General features: G+C 72.5%; 15 protein-coding genes. 7 read left to right on the top strand and 8 right to left on the bottom strand.

Going from position 1 to position 12,760, the window contains the following annotated elements:
• A partial coding sequence (locus ACFVYA_RS40155) for a transposase (protein ID WP_387052568.1) occupies positions 1 to 239 on the top strand: 239 nt, incomplete at its 5' end.
• A 151-nt stretch (positions 240 to 390) separates the two neighbouring features.
• The gene (locus ACFVYA_RS40150; RefSeq protein WP_387052566.1) at positions 391 to 816 is read left to right on the top strand and encodes a nitroreductase/quinone reductase family protein; all 426 of its coding nucleotides are present in this window, start codon (positions 391 to 393) and stop codon (positions 814 to 816) included.
• 1 nt (position 817) lies between these two features.
• On the opposite strand, the gene ACFVYA_RS40145 is transcribed toward ACFVYA_RS40150, so the two are convergent.
• From ACFVYA_RS40145 to ACFVYA_RS40125, 5 genes are all read right to left on the bottom strand, one after another.
• On the bottom strand, positions 818 to 2,932 hold the full coding sequence (locus tag ACFVYA_RS40145; protein WP_387052564.1) for a transglycosylase domain-containing protein: 2,115 nt from the start codon (positions 2,930 to 2,932) through the stop codon (positions 818 to 820).
• Positions 2,933 to 2,968: 36 nt separating this feature from the next.
• Positions 2,969 to 3,790 (bottom strand): ABC transporter permease, encoded by an 822-nt coding sequence (locus ACFVYA_RS40140; RefSeq protein ID WP_387052562.1) that lies wholly within the window; start codon positions 3,788 to 3,790, stop codon positions 2,969 to 2,971.
• Positions 3,750 to 4,556 carry an ABC transporter ATP-binding protein gene (locus ACFVYA_RS40135; protein WP_285990281.1) on the bottom strand — a complete coding sequence of 269 codons (807 nt, stop codon included), beginning with the start codon at positions 4,554 to 4,556 and terminating at the stop codon, positions 3,750 to 3,752. The genes ACFVYA_RS40140 and ACFVYA_RS40135 overlap by 41 nt, the downstream gene beginning before the upstream one ends.
• Positions 4,553 to 4,993, bottom strand: coding sequence for a MarR family winged helix-turn-helix transcriptional regulator (locus ACFVYA_RS40130; protein WP_387052560.1), 441 nt, complete (start codon positions 4,991 to 4,993; stop codon positions 4,553 to 4,555). Before ACFVYA_RS40130 ends, ACFVYA_RS40135 begins: the two co-directional genes overlap by 4 nt.
• A gap of 71 nt (positions 4,994 to 5,064) precedes the next feature.
• A complete protein-coding gene (locus ACFVYA_RS40125) occupies positions 5,065 to 5,241 on the bottom strand; it encodes a hypothetical protein (RefSeq protein ID WP_387052558.1) in 177 nt (58 codons plus the stop codon).
• Between the two features lie 87 nt (positions 5,242 to 5,328).
• Between ACFVYA_RS40125 and ACFVYA_RS40120 the strand changes: the two genes are divergently transcribed.
• The 4 genes from ACFVYA_RS40120 to ACFVYA_RS40105 all read left to right on the top strand — a co-directional run bounded on the left by ACFVYA_RS40120 (position 5,329) and on the right by ACFVYA_RS40105 (position 8,286).
• On the top strand, positions 5,329 to 6,318 hold the full coding sequence (locus tag ACFVYA_RS40120; protein WP_387052556.1) for an NAD(P)-dependent alcohol dehydrogenase: 990 nt from the start codon (positions 5,329 to 5,331) through the stop codon (positions 6,316 to 6,318).
• 220 nt (positions 6,319 to 6,538) lie between these two features.
• A complete protein-coding gene (locus ACFVYA_RS40115) occupies positions 6,539 to 7,093 on the top strand; it encodes a hypothetical protein (RefSeq protein WP_285990285.1) in 555 nt (184 codons plus the stop codon).
• 74 nt (positions 7,094 to 7,167) lie between these two features.
• Positions 7,168 to 7,575 carry a VOC family protein gene (locus ACFVYA_RS40110; RefSeq protein ID WP_285990286.1) on the top strand — a complete coding sequence of 136 codons (408 nt, stop codon included), beginning with the start codon at positions 7,168 to 7,170 and terminating at the stop codon, positions 7,573 to 7,575.
• Positions 7,576 to 7,656: 81 nt separating this feature from the next.
• The gene (locus ACFVYA_RS40105) at positions 7,657 to 8,286 is read left to right on the top strand and encodes a hypothetical protein (RefSeq protein WP_387052554.1); all 630 of its coding nucleotides are present in this window, start codon (positions 7,657 to 7,659) and stop codon (positions 8,284 to 8,286) included.
• Here ACFVYA_RS40105 and ACFVYA_RS40100 read toward each other — a convergent pair.
• Positions 8,208 to 8,834 carry a hypothetical protein gene (locus ACFVYA_RS40100; RefSeq protein WP_285990288.1) on the bottom strand — a complete coding sequence of 209 codons (627 nt, stop codon included), beginning with the start codon at positions 8,832 to 8,834 and terminating at the stop codon, positions 8,208 to 8,210. The two genes, ACFVYA_RS40105 and ACFVYA_RS40100, sit on opposite strands and share 79 nt — an antisense overlap.
• A gap of 66 nt (positions 8,835 to 8,900) precedes the next feature.
• On the opposite strand from ACFVYA_RS40100, the gene ACFVYA_RS40095 reads away from it, so the two are divergent.
• Positions 8,901 to 9,593, top strand: a complete 693-nt coding sequence (locus ACFVYA_RS40095; protein WP_387052552.1) for a GNAT family N-acetyltransferase — start codon at positions 8,901 to 8,903, stop codon at positions 9,591 to 9,593.
• 52 nt (positions 9,594 to 9,645) lie between these two features.
• Here the strand turns inward: ACFVYA_RS40095 and ACFVYA_RS40090 are convergent, their stop codons facing one another.
• Positions 9,646 to 10,923, bottom strand: coding sequence for a sensor histidine kinase (locus ACFVYA_RS40090; protein ID WP_387052550.1), 1,278 nt, complete (start codon positions 10,921 to 10,923; stop codon positions 9,646 to 9,648).
• A gap of 153 nt (positions 10,924 to 11,076) precedes the next feature.
• Positions 11,077 to 12,507, bottom strand: coding sequence for a carboxylesterase/lipase family protein (locus ACFVYA_RS40085; RefSeq protein WP_387052548.1), 1,431 nt, complete (start codon positions 12,505 to 12,507; stop codon positions 11,077 to 11,079).
• Between the last annotated feature and the right edge of the window lie 253 nt (positions 12,508 to 12,760).

The following is a 12,760-nucleotide window of genomic DNA, read 5'->3' as shown; positions in this document are numbered from 1 at the left end:
AGAATCAGATCTGGCTCGAGATCGCCGCCCTGGCCGCAGACCTGCTCGCCTGGACCCAGACCTTGGCCTTCGACGAACAGGAACCGGCACGGCGCCGGGAACCCAAACGTCTACGGCTGCGCATCCTCGCCGTCGCCGGACGCATCATCCACAGCGGACGCCGCCACCGACTCAGGCTCCCTCACGACTGGCCCTGGAGCCACCTCATCCACACCGGCTACACCGCGCTGCACGCCTGAACCAGCGTCCCACCCCCACGACCACAGGAACCGGAGAGCCGGCGACCCCCAGCGCCGGGAATCACCCATGCCCAACACAAACCAGCACATCAAATCACCCGCGGCCACCTCACCCCGGCGCCAAGTGAAAGATCGAGGCTAGATTGGGATCATGCCAAGCGACTTCGTCCTGAAGACGATGAACACCGTGCACCGCGGCCTGATCAAGCTCACCGGCGGGCGGGTGGGCTGGCAGGTCGCCATGCCCGTCCTGGAGCTCACCACCGTCGGCCGCAAGAGCGGGCAGCCGCGGTCGGTGCTGCTCACCTCGCCCCACCAGGAGGGTGACGCGGTGGTCGTCGTGGCGTCGCGGGGCGGCGACGACACGCATCCCGCGTGGTTCCTCAACCTGCGCGACAACCCCGACGTCGAGGTCTCGCTGAAGGGCGGCCCGAAGCGGCCGATGCGCGCCCGCGTGGCCGGCGCGGAAGAGCGCGCCCGGCTGTGGCCGAAGATCACCGCCGACTTCAAGAACTACGCGCAGTACCAGACGAAGACCGAGCGCGAGATCCCGCTCGTCTTCCTCGAACCGCGGTAGCTCACGACCGCGCCGCCAGGTACGCCGGATCGGCGGCGGGGATCGGCTGGTCGGGGACCCCGGCCAGCAGCCGGCTCATGGCGTGGAAGTACGGCGGTGCGGCGACCGTGCCGCCGAACGCGCCGTGGCCGCAGTCGCCGAGGTGCACCGGCGTGCCCGGGCAGATCTCCCGCGGGTGCGGCCCGTCGGCGAACACCATGGACGACACCGCGTAGCCGTCGACACCGCCGACGAACGCGACCGATTCGCTCAGCTGCGTCGTACCCGTCTTGCCGATGTCGGGCCGGGTCCAGCCGGCCGCGCGGGCCGCTTCGGCGGACGTGCCGCTCGTGGTGTCCTTGCTCAGCCCCGCTTCCAGGGTGTCCGCCACGCCCTCGGGGATGACCCGCTCGCACGCCTGCTGCGCGACCGGCACGGCGTTGCCGTTCCGGTCGGTCACCGACAGGATCGGGTTCGGCGGGCACCACACGCCGCCGCTCATCAGTGTCGCCGAGACGTTGGCCATCTCCAGCGGGCTCACCGGGCTGTTGCCGAGGGTGAACGACAGCAGGTTCCGGAAGTACTGCGACTGCGGCTCGCTGTACTGCGGGTTACCGGATTTCGGGTCCGGCGTGCGGCCGGCGTCGTTGGTCGCGAGGGTGGTGCGCAGCCCGAGCTTGTAGGCCATGTCGAGCACGGCGGGCATCCCGACCTGGCTCTCGAGCCCGACGAACGCGACGTTCGGCGATGTCGCCAGCCCGTCGGCGAGGGTGATCGGGTCCGCGTAGTGGCCGTCGTTGTGGACGGTGTAGCAGGACGAATGCGCGTCCGGCACCGGGAAGCACTGGCTGTCCGGGTTGGGCAGCGGGGTGTCGAGGCCCGCCTGGCCGGTGACGAGCGCCGCGGCCGAGGTGAAGATCTTGAACGACGAGCCCGCCCCGAACTCGTTGCTCGCGTCCGCGACGATGTCGGTCGACGTCTCGCCCCGCGCCGGATCGGTGCCGTAGCTGCGGTTCGCGACCATGGCCAGCACCTGGTGCCCGTCCTGGCCCGGCCGGACGACGGCGAAGGTGTTGGCCACGCCGTCCTGGGTGGTCGGCACGTTCGCGTCGACGGCGTCCTTGGTCACCTGCGAGACGCGCGGGTCGAGGGTGGTCTTGATCGTGTACCCGCCGGTGGCCAGCCCGTCGGCGGTGAACCCGGCGTGCACCAGGTAGCTTTCCGCGTAGGCGCAGAAGAACCCGGCGTCCGGCGCCGCGCCGAGGCACGTGCCGGACGGCGTGACCGGGCCGTTGGGCAGCAGCCCGAGCGGGGCCGCCTTCGCCGTCGCCGCGTACGAGGCCGGGATGGAGCCGTTGGTGACCATGTCATCGATGACCAGGTTGCGGCGCTGCAGCGCCTTGTCCGGGTGGGTGTAGGGGTTGTAGACGCCGGGGTTGTTCACCATTCCGGCGAGCAGGGCCGCCTGGGGCACGGTCAGTTTGTCCGCGGTCGTCCCGAAATACGCCTCGGCCGCCGCGCCGACCCCGTACACGGTTCCGCTGAATTCGACCACATTGAGGTAATTCGCCAGAATGTCGTCCTTGCTCATGGTGTCGTTGAGCTGGACGGCCATTTTCGCCTCCCGCAGCTTGCGGGCGATCGAGTCCTCGCGGTCGGCCTGCTGGGCCGCGGGGTCGTTCCGGTCGACGACGTTGATGAGGAAGTTCTTGACGTCCTGCTGCGTGATCGTCGACGCGCCCTGCAGGGCGCCGCCGCTGCTGTCGTTGACCGCCGCGCGGAGCATGCCTTGCAGGTCTACGCCGCCTTCGGCGTAGAACCGGCGGTCCTCGACGGCGATGATCGCGGCCTTCATCGTGGTCGCGATCCCGGCCGCGGTGACCGGGAGGCGGTACTGCGCGTAGAGCGTCGCGATGGGGGTGCCGTCGCGGTCGGTCACCGTCGTGGTCAGCGGCAGATCGGCCGCGGCGAGCCGGGCGGAAATGGCGTCCACCGAATCGCTGACCTGATTGGACAGCAGGCCCGCCCCGATGGCGGCGGGTGCCACCGTCCCGGCCGCCAGAATCCCGGCGAGCACACACAACCCGGCAAAAGGGACCACGCCCCCGCGACGTTTCACGAATTCGACATTAGGCATCGGGTGATAAAGCTTCCGTTCGGTGAGACAAGTGCCTCACCGGGCCAACCTGCCGAGCAGTGCCGAGGCGACCGAAACGGCCACCGCCGTCGCCACCGCCAGCACGGCGAAGTCGGTCCCGAGGTGGGCGGGGGTCCCGATGAGCAGGCCGCGCAGCGCGTCGACCTGGTAGCTCAGCGGGTTGACGTGGCTGAGCACCTTCAGCCACGAGGGCATCAGGTCCACCGGGTACAGCGCGTTCGAGCCGAAGAACAGCGGCATCGTGATCGCCTGCCCGATGCCCATCAGCCGTTCCCGCGAGAGCACGATCCCGGCGATCACGATGGACAGGCAGCAGAAGAACGCCGAACCGAGCACGAGGACGACGGCCATCGCGAGCAGCTTCAGCGGGTTCGCGGTCAGCCCGACGCCGAGGATCGCCGCCAGGATCAGCACCATCAGCGCCTGGACGAGCGCGTGGACCCCGGCGGCGAAGGCCTTGCCTGCGACGAGCGCCGCGCGCGGGGTCGGGGTCACCAGGAGCTTGGCGAGCACGCCCGCGTCCCGCTCCCAGATGATCTGGATGCCGTAGAAGATCGCGATGAACAGCGCCGACTGGGCCAGGATGCCCGGTGCCAGGAAGTCGAGGTACGGCGTCGAGCCGGTCGGGATCGCGCGCAGCCGGGTGAACGTCTCCCCGAAGATCAGCAGCCACAGCGCCGGCTGGATCGCCCTGGTGAGCAGTTCGGTCTGATCGCGACGCAGTTTCTGCAGCTCCACCAGGCACATCGCGCCGACGCGGGCGCCGAGCACGCGCAGCCGGCGCAGCGGGCCGGGGTCAGCCGAGGCGGCGGGCGGTACGGCGAGTGGCACGGACACCGCGGATCCCTCCTTCTTCGTGGTCGATCCGATTCCCGGTCACCGCCCGGAACACATCGTCCAAAGTGGCCTCCGGGCCGAGGTCGGCCTCCAGCTCGGCGGGTGTGCCCAGCGCGCGGATCCGGCCGGCGTCCATCAGGGCGACGCGGTCGCAGTACTGCTCGGCCTCGTCCATGTAGTGCGTGGTGACGAGCACCGTCATGCCGGTCGCCTCGCGGATGGAGGCGATGCGGTCCCACACCGATGACCGCGCGACCGGGTCGAGCCCGATCGTCGGCTCGTCGAGGATGAGCAGCCGCGGCGAGCTCACCAGGGCCTGGGCGAGCTCGAGCCGGCGGATCATGCCGCCGGAGTACGTCTTGGCCGTGCGGTCGGCGTCGCCTGCCAGCCCGACCAGGTCCAGGGCGAGCCGCACCTGCTCGGCCCGCCCGCGGCGGGGCACGTCGAAGAGCCGCGCGAAGAGGGCGACGTTCTCGCGGCCGGTCAGCGCGCTGTCGGCGGACAGCTGTTGCGGGACGTAGCCGATCAGCCGCCGTACGGCCATCCGGCGGCGCGCGACGTCGACGCCGAAGACCGTGATGCGGTCCGGGGTGGCCGGCAGCAGCGTGGTGATCATCCGGAGGGTGGTCGTCTTGCCGGCGCCGTTCGGGCCGAGCAGGCCGAACACCTCACCTGGGTGGATTTCGAGGTCGACACCGTCGACCGCGCGGGTCGCGCCGAACGAGTGACTCAGGCCGGTGCAGCGCACCGCCGCGGGTTCGGTCATGGCTGCTCCTTCAGGATGCCCATGAGTTTCTCCAGTGCCGGCAATGCCTGCCCGATCGCCGCGGTGTCCTCTTCGGACAGTTTTGCGAGGGCGTTGGCGACGAGCCCGGTGCGGGCGCGGCGCCAAGCGGCCATCCGGTCGGCGGCCGCGGCGGTGACCTCCAGCCGGGCCGCGCGCCGGTCGGCGGGATCGGCTTCGCGGCGCAGCAGGCCGGCGTCGGCGAGCTGGTTCACCAGCGTGCTGACCGAGTTGTTCGCCAGGTGCAGTTCGCGTGCGGCCGCGGCGACGCCGATGCCGGGGTGGTCGGCCACCACGCGCAGGAGCTCGGCCTGGGCGCCCGGCAGCGGCATGCCCGGCACGTCGGCGCGCACCCGGCGGCGCACCACCCGGCGGATCCCCTGGACGGCTCCCAGTAGCCGGTCGGCGAGTTCGGTCACGCTCCCGACGGTAGCTCTGACCCAGATCTATTAGCAACGCTAAATGTCTGGTTGGCGAGGAACGCGGCGAATCAGCCGCGCGCGGCTTCGGCGAGGGCCAGGTCGAGCAAGCCGGGGAAGCGGGTGTCGAACTCCTCGCGGCGCAGCGCGTTCAGCCGTTGCGTTCCGCAGTCCCACTGCCGGAGCAGTCCGGCCGCGCGGAGGATCTTGAAGTGCCGGGACGCGGCGGGCTTGCTGACCGGTGGCATGATCGCGCCGCACGGCCGGCCGGGTTCCCGGGCGAGGGCGCTGTGCCATGGTCGATGTTAGTCATTTGATTAACATCAGGAGGCGTGGTGCGCGTTTACCATCCCCGGTCCGGCCGGGTGGTCCAGCGCGAAGAGCCGATGCCCGAGCCGCGGCGCGGCGAGGTGCTCGTCCGGGTGCGGGCCGTGTCGCTGAACTACCGCGATCTGCTCATTCTGAACGGCGACCACATCACCACCGGCGCCGGGGACCTGATCCCGGTGTCGGACGCCGCCGGCGAGGTCGTGGCGGTGGGGGAGGAGGTCACGCGCTTCGCCGGGGGAGACCGGGTGATCAACGCCTTCCACCCGGACTGGATCGCCGGGCGCATGCCGGCCACCCTGATCGGGTACGGCAACGGCCGGGACGGCTGGCTCGCCGAATACCGCGCCGTCCCGGAGCACGCGCTCGTCGCACTGCCGGATTCGCTGACCTTCGCGCAGGGCGCGACGTTGCCGTGTGCCGCGGTCACGGCGTGGAGGTCACTCGACGGTGTGCGCCCGGGCGACGTCGTGCTGACCCTCGGCACCGGCGGCGTCTCCCTGTTCGCCGTGCAGCTGGCGAAGGCGCGCGGGGCGCGGGTCGTCGCGACGACGTCGAGTGCGGACAAGGCGGCCAAGCTGGCCGGGCTCGGCGCGGACACGGTGATCGACTACGTGGCCACGCCGGAATGGGGCAAGGCGGTGCTCGACGCCACCGGCGGGCGGGGTGCGGACCGGATCGTCGAGGTCGGCGGCCCGGGCACGTTCGCGCAGTCACTGGTCGCGGCCGGGACGCACCACGCCGAGATCGCGCTCGTCGGGTTCGTCGGCCGCAGCGGGCCTCCGGTGGACTTCATGGACCTCTTCCGCAGCGGGGCGACCGTGCGGAAGATCTGGGTCGGCAGCCGCGAGGACACCGAAGACCTGCTCCGGTGGCTCGACGTGCGGCCCCTCGAGCCGGTCATCGACAGCGTTCACTCGTTCGAGGACGCCGGAGCGGCTTTCGAGCGGTTCGCGCGCCGGGAGAACTTCGGCAAGGTGGTGATCGCCACCGCGTGAGGCGAGAGGAATACCGCTGATCGGCGGAACTTACCCGGAGTGACCGTTCGGCGGCGGGCCGGTACCGTTCGCCGTGTCGCGGCGGAGTTCCGGTCCGGAACGGGCCGCGCGAGCGCATGCTGTCCTTTCCGGTCCCGCGTCCCCGCGCCTGACGTCCATAGTGGACATTGCCAGTGCGCCCGGTCCGGCGGCCTCCGAAATGAGGATAGGAACGTTCGTCGTGACCCTGCTGGACAGCAAGCTCGTCCGGTGCTGGACCTCCCGCCCGCACCTGCAGTCCCTCTACACCCTCGCCGCGGCCGCCCCGCGGATGCGCGCCGCGCTCGGCCTCGCGCCCACCGGCGGCGGCACGGTCGACTTCAAGGTGGACGGGGACGCGCTGGCCCGGACCGAGGCGGAGCTGATCGCCGCGACGTCGGCGCGGCTGCCGGTGCACCCGCTGGTGACGCAGGACCTCCAGGGCCGTTCGACGGTCCGGTGCTGGCGCCGCGACCGCGACCTGCGCGTGCTGACCGGCGACCTGGTCGACGTCGCGGACCGGCTGGCCCGGGCGGGTTACGGCGGCTCGCTGCGGTTCGCGACCGTCGAGTTCGCCGAGCCGGCCGGACGCCGCGAAGGAAAGCTCGCCCTCGTGTACCTGTTCGACCGCGGCACGTTCCACACCGCGGCGCCGGGGGCCCGGCCGCTGGACCGGGCGCTGGAGCTGCGCGCCCGGGCCGCGTTGCACGGCGCCCTGCCGCTGGAACCCGTCGCCCGGCGGCGCTTCGTGCTCTGACTGAAAATCCGCTGATTGGCGCGGCCCGGGCATTCTGCGAGGATGCTGCTCTCGTCCGATCGAAGGAGATGGCCGTGGCTTCTCGTCTCAACCCGTACCTGAGCTTCCGCGACGACGCGCGGCAGGCCATGGAGTTCTACAAGGGTGTCTTCGGCGGCACGCTCACCCTGAACACGTTCGGGGAATTCGGTTCCCCCGAAGGAGCGGACGCGGACAAGGTCATGCACGCGCAGCTGGAGGCCGAAAACGGCTTCACGCTGATGGCGTCGGACACCCCGGCCGGGATGGAGCACAACCCGGGCACGAACATCTCGGTGAGCCTCAGCGGGGACGACGGCGACGACCTGCGCGGCTACTGGGAAAAGCTGAGCGAAGGCGGCACCGTGACGGTTCCCTTCGAAAAGCAGATGTGGGGCGACGAATTCGGCTGCTGCGTCGACAAGTTCGGCATCCCCTGGATGGTCAACGTCGTGGCCGGCTAGCCACGAGCCGTTGCCGCCGGTGCCCTCGTCGGTGACGATGGAGGGACCGGCGTGGCGTGGCGCCGGGCCGAAGGAGGCCCGATGGCGGGTTTTCCCTGGACGTGTGCGCAGTGCGGCGCGGTCAACGACCCCGCCGCCCGGCGCTGCCACACCTGCGCTGGCCTGGCGCCGGGCCGGGCTCGCGCGCGGGCACTGTGGGTGCTGCTGGCGCTGATGGTGGTGGCCGGCGTCGCGGTGGGCGGGGTCCTGTTGTTCGCCGGGCACTCGCGGCCCCCGCCGTCCGCGTCGGGGTCCTACCCGGAGTACACGACGCCCGCGCTGCCGACCACCAAGACCGTGGTCACCACCGCGAACGGCGTCACCCCACCCGTCACGCCCTCGACGAGCACGTCGACGGCGGCGGACAAGCCGTGCCCGGGGGACGCCGCGCGCTACCTGCCCGGTGGCACCGGGACGGCGCTGCTCGTGGCGCAGACCGCGAAGTCCCTCGTCACGATCTGCCGGACCCCCGACGGACGGATCTTCTACGACGGCCAGGCCCGCGGGCAGGCCGCCTCCGACGACACCCACATCATGCTGCCCGCCCAGGCCGAGGGCGGTGGCTTCGTCGCGGTGAACGGCGACTACCGCTATCAGGTCGACGGCGGCCGGCTGGTCGTCTCGGCCGGGTCCGAGGTGCTTTCGGACGAGGAACTGACCACGGTCGGCTGAGCACCGTAGAGCTCGTCCACCGGTTCCGCGTCGAACCCGAGGTCGGCCCGCATCCGAGCGCGCATGACGCGGTAGCCGCGCTGGCCGGCGTCCCAGGCGGGCCGCAGCCGGGTGTGGTCGTCGTCCGGGGCCAGCAGCATCGCGGCCAGCCGCATCCGCGGCAGCGTGGCGCCGCTGACCAGCCGCCGGACCGCCTCCGGCGCGTGCAGCACGACGGGCCCCAGCGCGTGCTGGGCCTCGCTGCGCACCTCGCGCAACTCGGTGAGCTGGTGTTCGTCGAGGTGGCCGCCCGACTCGACGATCGAGCGGGCCTGGAACAGCACGCCGTCGAACGCTTCGAGGACGCCCATCAGCTGGGCGTAGGCGTCGGCGCGGGTCTCGTGGGTGCGGGCCTCGCGTTCGCGCTGCCAGCGGCGCTCTTCGCGAGCGGTCTCTTCGGCCATGCGCCGCGTCTCCCGCCGTCCGGAGAGGAGCTGGGTCAGGATCACCCCGGCCAGGCCGAGCAGGGCGACGACGATCGGAATCCACACCGGGACCTGGGAACCCACGTGCGCACCCTACCCAGGATGTGGGAGTGGCGGCGGTCACCCGGCCCGCCTCCGCATGCTGGAGCCATGGCTTCTCCGCTCGACAACCCGACCTGGGCGTCGCTGACCGGTCCGCACGCCCGCTTCGCGGAACGGCGGGGGCGTGTCCTGCGCTACCCGGAGGACGTCGCGCCGTTCCTGGCCCTGCCCGACGACCCGGGCGAGCAGGATTGGCTGGACGTCGCCGAGCTCGCCGGGCCGGGCGCGACCGTCGTGCTCGCCGCGACCGCCACGCGGCCGCCGTCCGGCTGGGCGGTGCTCGACGAGATCCCCGGCGTGCAGCTGGTCGACGAGGGCGTCGCGGCCGCGCCCGAGCCGGAAGCCGTGCGGCTCGGCCCCGCGGACGTGCCGGAGATGCTGGACCTGGTCGAGCGGACGCGGCCGGGGCCGTTCCGGAAGCGGACCGTCGAGCTCGGTACCTACCTCGGCATCCGGCGCGGCGGCGCGCTCGTCGCGATGGCCGGCGAGCGGCTGCACCCGCCGGGCCACACGGAGATCAGCGCGGTCTGCACGGACCCGGCGTACCGCGGCCAGGGCCTCGCGACGCGGCTGGTGCTCGCGGTGGCGGCGGGCATCCGCGAGCGCGGCGAGACCCCGATGATGCACGCGGCCGCGGGGAACACCTCGGCGATCCGCCTCTACCTCTCGCTGGGGTTCGCGGTGCGCCACCGGCCGGACTTCGTGGCGGTGCGCGTGCCGGTCGCGGTCCGGGCACGGTAGCCGGCCTGGGGGCGGACGATCACCGGCAGTGCGAGCACGGCGCCGCCGTGGCTCAGCCCGGCACCCACATCGTGACGCGGGTGCCGCGGCCCGGCTGCGAGTCCACGGTGCCGTGTCCGCCGACCTCGGCCAGCCGGGCCATGATGGACTGGCTGATGCCGAAGCCCGGTGGCCGGTCGCCGACGTCGAAGCCCTGGCCCTGGTCGCGGGCCACCACCGCGATGCCGCCGTCGCGTTTCTCCACGCGGAGCACGACCTGCTTCGTCCCGGAGTGCTTCACCGTGTTGCGCAACGCTTCCCGGACCGCTTCGCACAACGCGGTGCGCCGGTCCTGGGAGACCTTGTGGTCGTCGGCGAAGTCCGCGGCGACGAGCTGCGTGCGCAGGCCGTCGCGGGCCAGCTCGGTGGCGACGTCGGCGAGTTCGACCGCGAACCCGCGCGTGAGCCCGGTCGGCACGGGCTCGGTGATCCGGCGGCGGAGCTCGGCCGCTTCCGCCTTGGCGACCGACCGCAGCTCCGACAGCCGCGAGGCGGCTTGGGCGTCGTCGCCCGGCGCCGAAATGGCCAGCGCTTCGAGGGTTTGCAGCACGCTGTCGTGCATGATGCGCCGCGTCCGGCGGCGCTCGGCCTCGCGCCCGCGCCGCAGCCCGATGTCCACCGCGAACCGCGTGCCGACGCCGAGCAGGATGAGGATCGCCACCGCGAGGACGATCGCCACCGCCAGCGCCACGAGGCAGCCGATCGACCGGGTGAGGGCCAGCTGGTCGCTCAACGGCAGGCCGCCGGCGAGCGTCAGCGCGGCCCGGAGCGGGACGGCCGCCGCGAACAGCCACAGCGCCGCGGGCAGCCCGGACGTGCCGGCCCACATGGCGACCGAGCCGACCAGCCAGGTCCAGGAGACGTCGACGGCGAACGGCTGCACCGCGGCCGGGGCCGTCATGGCGACCACGAGGTTGAGGGCGACGCCGAGGGAAAGGTCCAGACCGAGGGCGCGCCCGGTGAGGCGGGCCCGCAGGCCGCCCGAACGCAGCACCCAGATGACGGCGGCGGTGTTGGCCGCGACGGCGAAGACGGTGGCGCCCAGCACCGGCCCGAGCCCGAGCACGCCGTTCGCGGCGGTGAACCCGATGAACACCTTGACGAACGCGGCGGCCCGGTAGGCCAGCGGCACGGCAACCCAGTAGCGCGAGGCGCGGGCGAGCGTCGCGTCCCCGACGGCGGTGAGGTCGCTGCTGTCGGTGACGGGCTCGGTGGGGTCCGCAGGGGTGCCGCTGCGCAGCAGCGTGCGGACGAAGGAGCGTGGCGGTGCGGCAGAGCCCGCCTCGGACATCGGTGGTCCCCATTCATCCGGCCGTCCGGGCGCCTGAGCGTGGCAGCGGAGCAAGGGGATAGTCAACCGTCCCGGCCCGGAGCCAGCCCGGTGGAGCAAAGCCCTCGACCGGTTCGTGATCTGTGGCCGAGCCGGCGTGCGGGGTCGCCGCGGTCAGTACGCGTGGAACATCGTGTCCTCGCCCGTGTACTCGGCCCAGCCCGGCGAACCCGTCGTGGCGAAGCGGTACCAGGCGCCGTTCAGCTCGGTCGCCAGCTCGTGCGGGGGGTTCTCGCCGAGCAGGCCTCGCGGCCCCGAGAGCGTGTCCAGCGCGCCGAACACGAACGGCAGCTCCAGGCCGTGGCACGCACCCAGCCTGCCTTCGAGCAGCGGCGAGCCCCACTCGAACTCGTACCGGAACGTCCGGCCGGTGTGGTGCTCGGCCAGGTCGCGCACGCCGTCGCGGAAGACCAGATCCGTCAGGGCTTCGACCAGGACCTCGCCCGCCGTGCGGCCCGAACCGAGGCCGTACGCGTACAGCACGCCCGCCGGGTCCGGGTGCGAGACCGCCAGGGAGGCCACTGCCTGGTCGTCGGTGACCGCTTCGAGGGCGCCCGTCGGCACCAGGTAGAGCCGCATCTCTTCGCTGCAGCTGCCGACGAGCAGGTCGACGTCGCGGCCCGCGCCCGCCTTGATCGCCTTGGCCGGGTGCTGGGGCAGGACGTCGTCGCCGACCACCGGGAGGAACGGGCTCAGGCCGTAGCCGCGGTCGTACCCCAGCGCGTCGCGCAGGTCGGGCGCGCCGCCCGGGCGGAGGACCGCGTCTTGGGCGTCGAGCAGCTGCTCGGTCGACACCTTGCGGAACGCCTCCGCCGTCGGTTCCGCCTTCAGCTCGTCGGCGACCACCTTGGCCAGCCGCCGGGCCTGGACGCCGTCGCGGACCATGTCCGGGTGTCCGCTTTGGACGATCGCGCGGTGGAAGAGCCCGGCCGACAGCGGCGAGCCGAGCAGGCAGGCGACGCTGACGGCGCCCGACGCCGCGCCGAAGAGGGTGACGTTGGCGGGGTCGCCGCCGAACGCGGCGATGTTCTCCTGCACCCAGTGCAGGGCCGCGAGCTGGTCGCGCAGACCGAGGTTGGTCGCCCCGCCGTCGAGGGGGAGGAACCCGTCGATGCCGAGGCGGTACTGCACCGTCACCAGCACCGCGCCGGCGCGGGCGAACGCCGTGCCGTCGTGGACCGCGGCGGACCCGGCGCCGCCGAGGAACGCGCCGCCGTGCACGAACACCAGCACCGGCAGCGCGGCCGCGCCCGGCTGCGGCGTCCAGACGTCGACCGTCAGGTACTCCGGTCCCGGGCGCCAGCCGGTGCCGGTGAGCGGGGTCAGGTCGAGGCCGGGCACGTCGTGACGGCGTTGCGGCGCCGTCGGCCCCGGTCTCCGCGTGTCGCGGACGCCCTCCCACGGTGGCGCGGGAACGGGTTCGGCGAAGCGCAGCTCGCCGTCGGGCGCGGCGGCGTAGGGGATGCCGCGGAAGAGCACCACGCCGGCGGGGGTGACCTGACCGCGGACCGCGCCGGACGTGGTGGGGACGACGGGGTCGGTCATGCGGGGGGTCCCTTCGTGGACTGTCGGGGGAAGCGCCCGTCAGCCTAGGACCGCGGACGGGCCGCCGTCATGGGCGTTCCGTCTCCGAGGTTGTCGCGGATGGATAACGGCGCCGGGCCCGGATTGGCCAAGCGCCCGGCGACACCGTGAATTCCTGTTGCTGCGCGGGCAGGGCGTCCGGGAACGCCCTCACCCCGCCGGCAACCTTAGAGGTGGGACGCGAAGGAGAACCGGAAGTGCCCGACCCGGGTGA

It is taken from the genome of Amycolatopsis sp. NPDC058278, from assembly GCF_042881395.1.
Classification (GTDB): Bacteria; Actinomycetota; Actinomycetes; order Mycobacteriales; family Pseudonocardiaceae; genus Amycolatopsis.
The sequence above is the reverse complement of the archived record's forward strand: the minus strand, read 5'-3'. Positions and strand labels throughout refer to the sequence as shown.

Coding starts and splice junctions, on each gene's coding strand:
- ACFVYA_RS40150 (WP_387052566.1), top strand. CDS start 391: ATGCCAAGCGACTTCGTCCTGAAGACGATGAACACCGTGCACCGCGGC.
- ACFVYA_RS40145 (WP_387052564.1), bottom strand. CDS start 2,932: ATGCCTAATGTCGAATTCGTGAAACGTCGCGGGGGCGTGGTCCCTTTT.
- ACFVYA_RS40135 (WP_285990281.1), bottom strand. CDS start 4,556: ATGACCGAACCCGCGGCGGTGCGCTGCACCGGCCTGAGTCACTCGTTC.
- ACFVYA_RS40125 (WP_387052558.1), bottom strand. CDS start 5,241: ATGCCACCGGTCAGCAAGCCCGCCGCGTCCCGGCACTTCAAGATCCTC.
- ACFVYA_RS40105 (WP_387052554.1), top strand. CDS start 7,657: ATGGCGGGTTTTCCCTGGACGTGTGCGCAGTGCGGCGCGGTCAACGAC.
- ACFVYA_RS40095 (WP_387052552.1), top strand. CDS start 8,901: ATGGCTTCTCCGCTCGACAACCCGACCTGGGCGTCGCTGACCGGTCCG.
- ACFVYA_RS40090 (WP_387052550.1), bottom strand. CDS start 10,923: ATGTCCGAGGCGGGCTCTGCCGCACCGCCACGCTCCTTCGTCCGCACG.
- ACFVYA_RS40085 (WP_387052548.1), bottom strand. CDS start 12,507: ATGACCGACCCCGTCGTCCCCACCACGTCCGGCGCGGTCCGCGGTCAG.